The 7,155-nt window shown below is 39.7% G+C and carries 5 protein-coding genes; 2 read left to right on the forward strand and 3 right to left on the reverse strand.

What is annotated here, in order from left to right:
- Nucleotides 1-455 precede the first annotated feature (455 nt).
- Both D0T49_RS06485 and D0T49_RS06490 read left to right on the forward strand, forming a co-directional pair.
- Nucleotides 456-1,625: an FISUMP domain-containing protein gene (locus D0T49_RS06485; RefSeq protein WP_163629785.1), complete on the forward strand. Its 1,170-nt coding sequence runs from the start codon at nt 456-458 to the stop codon at nt 1,623-1,625.
- 203 nt (nt 1,626-1,828) lie between these two features.
- The gene (locus D0T49_RS06490) at nt 1,829-3,037 is read left to right on the forward strand and encodes a glycosyltransferase (RefSeq protein ID WP_163629786.1); all 1,209 of its coding nucleotides are present in this window, start codon (nt 1,829-1,831) and stop codon (nt 3,035-3,037) included.
- Between the two features lie 19 nt (nt 3,038-3,056).
- Here D0T49_RS06490 and D0T49_RS06495 read toward each other — a convergent pair whose 3' ends face one another.
- The 3 genes from D0T49_RS06495 to D0T49_RS06505 form a co-directional block, all read right to left on the reverse strand.
- Complete coding sequence (locus tag D0T49_RS06495) at nt 3,057-4,079, reverse strand: glycosyltransferase (protein WP_163629787.1); 1,023 nt, start codon at nt 4,077-4,079, stop codon at nt 3,057-3,059.
- Between the two features lie 5 nt (nt 4,080-4,084).
- Nucleotides 4,085-5,290, reverse strand: coding sequence for a CDP-glycerol glycerophosphotransferase family protein (locus tag D0T49_RS06500; protein ID WP_163629788.1), 1,206 nt, complete (start codon nt 5,288-5,290; stop codon nt 4,085-4,087).
- 243 nt (nt 5,291-5,533) lie between these two features.
- Nucleotides 5,534-6,883: a Gfo/Idh/MocA family oxidoreductase gene (locus D0T49_RS06505; RefSeq protein WP_163629789.1), complete on the reverse strand. Its 1,350-nt coding sequence runs from the start codon at nt 6,881-6,883 to the stop codon at nt 5,534-5,536.
- Nucleotides 6,884-7,155 lie beyond the last annotated feature (272 nt).

The following is a 7,155-nucleotide window of genomic DNA, read 5'->3' on the forward strand; positions in this document are numbered from 1 at the left end:
GGCTTTCAGTCCGCTTTACGGATACAAATAAAGTCGCGTACCTACGGCACGCTTGTAATAAGGTGGCTTGTATTATTACCAAACTTTAATCCCTACGGGATATTTAAAAATATGAATAATAGATAATAAATGTAGGGGCGCAAAATCTTTCGCCCGAATAAAAAGAATATTACCCGTAAAGCGGACTTTAAGCCGCTATACGGGCGAGATGGGAACGGGCTCGAATAGATTAAAGAATCAAGAGCCAAGAATCAGGATAAAAGAAATAAGAATGAGGAAAAAGGTGAAAGGGAAAAGTATAAAGTTATTTACTTGCCTCTTACTTCTTATCTCTAACTTGTAACTCGTAACTAAATAATAATTAAAACATTAATAACTAATAATTAACCCCGTGTCTCCGTGTTTAAAAAATAATAATTAAACATTAATCACTAATAATTAATAATTATCAACTCATGAACAGAAAACAATTTTTCCGACAGACTTTAGTTTTGTTCTGTCTTTTTCAATTTTCGTTTTTCAATTTTAATGCAAAAGCACAGGTAACTATCGGGGCAGATAAGGAACCGGAGAACTTTTCGCTTTTGGAAGTAACTGGTACTACAGGTGGTTTACGCTTGCCTCAGTTGACGACAGCACAACGTGATGTACTGGCTGTTAGTGGTAAAGAATTAGCCAAAGGCTTGACTATTTTCAATACAGAGAGTAATTGCTTGGAAATATGGAATGGCACATCGTGGTTATCCAATTGTGGGGAAAACATAGCAACACAATCGCCGACTATAGTGATAGAACCACAATCGATACGACTAACAAAAGATTACTGGAATACCTCCGTTGCATTAAATGTAACTGCCACTGGAGCAAAACTCAATTACCAATGGTTTGGATGGGATGATATGGTAAACGATTATGTGGCTATAGCAAATGCTACCGACGCAACCTATATTCCAACGGTGGGTTATCTGTCAGTAAAGTATTACTGTAAAGTGTTTAATGACAATGGAATAGTGGAGACTAAAAAAGTAAGTGTGCTCAAAGTATGTGATGCTAAAGGCGATAACAACCAAACGTTTTACTTCATGTGCCACAACTTGGGAGCAGATTATACCGCCGACCCTTTTATTCCTGCTGCCGAAATTCATGGAGCTAAATATAAGTGGGGGGTAAGTACGCCTGTATTAAACCAAGTAACAGACCAAACCGATAGCGGAAGCATAACCAATTGGACAACTATTGTTGTTCCGCCATCTACTGTGGTTTGGGATATGGCTACTCAGAACCCTTGTCCGGAAGGATGGAGAGTACCAACCATAGATGAATGGGTGCAGATTGTTAAACCCGAGAACAATACTATTGCTAATGTTAACGACGGTAGCTGGATTGCAGGTGATGACAATTATAATACAGGTATAACGATAGGCAAAAATCTTTTCTTGCCTGCTGTAGGTCTGCGCAATTATAGTAATGGAGAATTGAACAACCGTGGGAATAGCGGTAACTATTGGAGTAGTACGCAATATGACACTGCAAATAGTAATCAACTAAGTATATACAGGTTAAAAGCACTTACGGGCTACAGTGATAAGTCATTCGGGTTCGCTATCAGGTGTGTAGCAGAGTAATTTACTTGGGTTATTCTATATTTTAGAGGGTGTCTCAAAAAAGACTTTTGGGGCACCCTTGATTTTTTTGTGCAATTCTGTTTCTTTCCCTATTTTTCAACTTCCCACCAGAATCATATATATTAAAACTGCTGATAATAGAAAAATAATGATATTTTTGTAGTATATACAAAAATATTAGTTTCTAATTTCAGCACCCGGTTATGAATGTCCTTTTTTTAAATAATGCGGAAATATCGCCCCTGAGCAATGGGATTCAGAGGATTACGCATGTATTGTCGCAAGCATTTACCGAACTGCACAATATAAATTGCTTTTCGGCTTACTTTGCCGAAAACAAAATATCGCCTAAGACTGACTTTGCCGAAAAACTGCATATAAAAGACAAACATAACTTTGAAGCGCTTACCACATTCGTAATCAAAAACAAAATAAGCGTCATTATATGTCAGCAAATCGTTGGCGACAGGAAGATGTTTGAGGAACTTAGAAAAGCGGTAAACAATGCAAAAAACCAATGCCGGTTACTGTTTTGCCTGCATGCCTCGCCCGATTTTGTTTTTACCCGGCCTAACGTAGCCGCCGAATGGTTTAGGATAAAGCACGGTATCCAACGCAGCAAAAGCATAAAGAAGCTGTGTGTAGGCTTACTGCCGATACCTGTGTATAATCGTATAGTAAGCAAACGTACCGAAAAAGAATACTCGATGTACAATGACATTTTCGACAAAATTGTATTGTTGTCCGACCAGTATATTGATAGCTATTATAAGCTGTCGTACATGGATGCCGGAAAGAAAAAAAATGTCGTTGCCATTCCGAATGCTTTTTCTTTCGACGAGAGAATATCGCCGGACGCTATAAACAAGAAGCAGAACGAGGTACTTATTGTGTCGCGACTATCTGACCGCCAAAAACGAATTGCAGAAAGCCTGAAAATATGGAAAAAATTGCAGGAAAATAATACCGCCAACTGGAAATTAACCATTTTAGGTACCGGCGAGGATGCTCAGTATTATAAACATCTGGCAAAAAAGCTGAAACTACGGCACGTTCATTTCGAGGGAAGGCAAAACCCCTCGGAATACTACCAGCGTGCCTCTATCTACATGATGACCTCTGCTTTCGAGGGCTTCCCGATGGTATTGTTAGAAGCCCAGCAGATGGGCGCTGTACCTATTGTATATGATAACTACGAAGCTGTACGGGATATTATTGAAGACGGCAAAACCGGATATATCATCCAACATGGAGAGGCTGATACTTTTGCCAAGCAATTGCTGTATCTGATGCAGGAAAAAGATGTAAGAAACAAAGTGGCTGTAAACTGCGTACAAAACACCGAAAAATTTTCAGTCGAACGTGTTACCTCTCTTTGGGTGAAATTATTCAAAGAGTTACAAGAAAGTTAGAGAATCATTCAACCGTTCTCTATAGATAAAGGTAAATTAAGAACAATAGTTTGGTAAGGGGTAAATTATTGAAGGCATATCTTCGGCCTCCGGCAGAGAATAAAGGTTTCAGCGTTTCGCGCATAGCTTTATTTCTCCTTATTCCGGAAGTTTTTTTCAAAGCAACCCTAAGTCCTTTTGTTTTCAATTCGCGCAAAAAACCTGTATAAACGAGCCTGACAGCACCTTGCGCAATGTCATAGCTATACCGTTCTTTTTGGAGAGTATCTACTCTTTCGCCTACAAAAGTATTCAGGTTGACAACATAATTGAAAGCCAAATCCATATTCAGCCACGCATAACTGTTCGACGTATTACTGCCATGTCCTACATGATAATATACTGCCTGTGGCGATTCGCAATGAGAAATCCTGTCGGTAAGAAAATAGGCTTTAGAAAGCAGCAAAGCATCTTCGGCAGTAACAAGCCGGTTATCATCAAATTTCAAATCGTTCTTCTCCAGAAAATCCCTTCGGAACAACATATTCCAAACCGTTTTACCATAGCTGTAATCCTGCTTGGAGTAAAGTGCGAGCAACGCAGGGAAAACAGCTCTCTTAAACTCCTCTCCGCTCATGCCCGAAGGATATTTCAACGAACGGCTCAAGCCCCCCTCGCTATCTACAAAATCCACGTCGCACACTACCAAGTCCGATGCTGTTTCGCAAGCAGTCCGATACGCATCTTCATACATATGGGGGGCAACATAATCATCATGGTCGCAAAACCCGACATACTCTCCTGTGGCAATTTCCAACCCACGGTTGCGGCTCAACCCGACATGCAAATTTTCCGTGTTTTCCAGCACTTTAACCCTCATGTCGTGCTCTGCAAACCTGTACGCTACTTTGTCGCTACCATCGGTAGGGCAATCCAATACTACAATCAGCTCAATGTCTTTCAAGGTTTGAGCCAACAGGCTCTCAATACATTTACTCAGATATCCGCCTGCATTATGTACGGGCAGTATTATACTTACTTTTGGTCGGGTAGTTTCTTCCATACGATTCACATCACAGCCTCCAGTATTGTTTTACAAACTGAGTCGGACTTTCTTACCCCCCAGAATTTAGAGATTATTTCCTCACGCTTATTTTCATCCATTTTATAATCTCCGCTTTCCATTACGTCAATCAGTCCGGCAAAATCATACACATCGCGCCCCGCTACATTCTCTAAAAACGGGAAATTAAAATCACGGTTATTTGCATATTCATCATAGTCGTAAAGATATAATATCACATCCTTATCGTCCATCAGTATATAGTCGTAAAGCACCGACGAATAATCAGTAATCAGCACATCGGTATACGGCAATATTGTATAGATATCCACTTTATTATTTAGTAATAAAACGTTCGGACATTCAGCCAGATTTATATCTACCTTAGTGTTGGCATGCGGTTTCAATAGCAACAAGCTGTTTTTCCTCCTCATCAATTCGTTCAGGCGGTTAATATCCATATTCTGAGAAAAAATATCGGCTTGTGACTCACGCCATGTAGGCATATAGATATAAACATTCTCGTACCCATGAGAATCTGATATTATCCGAAGTGTTTCTTCCTGCTCATATTTCTTTATAAAAGAGATTCGCTCCTGTTTACCGGCAAGGAGAATAGTATTGCGGGGATAGGCTATATTAAGGCATTGTGAGGTTCCGACACGAAATGCTTCGGCAAATCTGGCTGACACAAAATCGGTTGTCGACAACACATAATCGGGACGGCGATAGGCTTCGGGATGAAAAAAGCGTTCGCCAAAAGTTTTCTTCACATAACGGGCAGACAGGCTACCGCCTTTTATATTAAACTCTATTCTCTTCAATGGCAGTCCATGCCACAGATTAGTACATACCGCCCCCCCCGAAGCGAAGAATAAAATATCAGTGGTGTAAGCATTGAAAAACCAATAACGCGACGTAAGTGCATGATAAACACCCCGAAAACTACCTATAAAATAAGATTTAAGACCTAAATCCCTTATTCGTTGCACTGTATTTTTGTCGGCACTAATCCACACTACTTCTGCATTCGGGTTGTTTTCGGCAGCATAAATAAAAAGGTATTTAGCATTATCGTTGAAGGCATTACGGAAACTCCCGAAAGCCCATTTCTTTTTACGGCGCGGAACAAGAAACGACACCGGATAAAGAATATATCCGGCAAAAAAAACAAGGAATCGTATAAATGGCCTGTTAATTAGTGGTTTCAAGAAAATAATCAGTTTGCATTTTATGACACATAGCTTTTGTTTTCAAACACGGAGACACCAAGACGCGGATTTAACTATTAGTATTTAATTATTATTCCCGTTTAGCGGATTTATCCTTTGCTCTTTTTTTATCAGGCGAAAGATTTTTCGCCCCTACAGATATCTTATACTTGTAGCTACTAACTACTAACTCATAGTTGTCCTATGTGAGCAAAATAATACGAATTAATTTGTGTCGGATATTCATTGAATAACAGTCACATTTCTTTTTTTCAGAAAATCTTCGATAACCGAAACAATAAAGACAGATTCGTCGTTAAGAAGTTTATGGTTGTTATTTTCGTCGCGGTTATTTATTTGAGATATAAAGTCGTTCAGTTCGTAGCGCAATCCATCGCCATCAAACTTATAAAAATATTTTTTTGTCTGGTTACTGTCCTCATACCTTAGTTCAAAATAATCTGTTTTCCACCACGGAGCAGGCACGTAAGCATAACCTTTCGTCCCGCTTATTATCAGCTCCCCCTCGGTTTTCACACCCAGACCTACTTTGAACGAAGCTACTCCGTTTTCGTACACCAATACACCTCTGGTATACAAATCCACTCCATCTTTGACGAATGAATAGAAATTTATATCCTTATAATCTTTCCCCAGCAATTTTACAATCGGCAGAAGAACGTACGAGCCTAACTCGGTCATGCTTCCTCCCATCTCCTCAGCCTTCAGCTCGCGCAATCCGGCATTGCACAGCTTTGAAAACGAAGCATCCACATCTTTTACCGTCCCGATAGTACCGCTTTTTATCATAGCCATCAGGTGGTTGAAAGCCGGAGCATAAGCAGTTTTTATCGCTTCTTTCAGTACCAGTTTCTTCTCCTTTGCCAATGCGTACAGCTCCACTGCCTCAGCCCTTGTAAGCACAAGAGGCTTTTCGCACAAAACATGTTTCCCTTTCTCCAGACACATACGAATGTATCCGGCATGGGTAATATGAGGTGAGGCTATATAAACTGCAGAAACTTTATCCAGAAAAACATTTATATCATCGGTAGAAAACTCCAGTTCGTTTTTTTCGCAAAAAGCCGTAGCCGACTGTATACGGGGGTTATATACCCCTTTCACATAAGCTCCGCTTATATATTTCGACTCTACAATAAAACGATTGGCAATCCGCCCCGTACCGATTATGCCCAACTCAATAATCGAATCTATTTCGCTACGCAACGAGGTGCTCGAAATGCCTTTTGTGCGGTCTAAATACACCACCTCGCAATACTCTTTCAGATAATCGAACTTGCCTGTCCAGTCCGACCCAATGGCAAATACATCTACATTATGCTTGAGTATATCATCAATTTTTTGCCCTTCGTACTCTTCTATTATTATTTCATCGGCAAATCCTGTAGCTTTCACAGCCTCAATCCGCTGCATCAACGAGCGGTGAACATTCAGTTTACCTCTTTCTTTATCATAATTTTCGGTTGTAACGCCCACAATCAGGTAATCTCCAAGCTCTTTAGCCCTCCTCAGCAAATTTTCATGTCCAACATGAAAAAGGTCGAAAGTACCGTATGTTATAACTCTTTTCATTGATTTTTTTCGATTTCAACTTCCAAAAATAACACTTTTTCTCCGGTTAACACCTTTTTATGTAAAAACTCCGAAGCAAATGTACGAAGATTGCATTTTAAAGATTCCCGAAAGTTTTTTGTGGTTAAATATTTGCACCTTAACGGCATTGCCTTTACTTTTGTTCTCACATTCTTTGGATAAAAAAGAAGGATGATTTAGTTAGCTACAAGTTATCAGCTACAAGCTATAAGTCTTGTCCTTTATCATTTGTCCTTTTTGTTCTTTTATCT

It is taken from the genome of Paludibacter sp. 221 (assembly GCF_010501035.1).
Taxonomy (GTDB): Bacteria; Bacteroidota; Bacteroidia; order Bacteroidales; family Paludibacteraceae; genus QVMH01.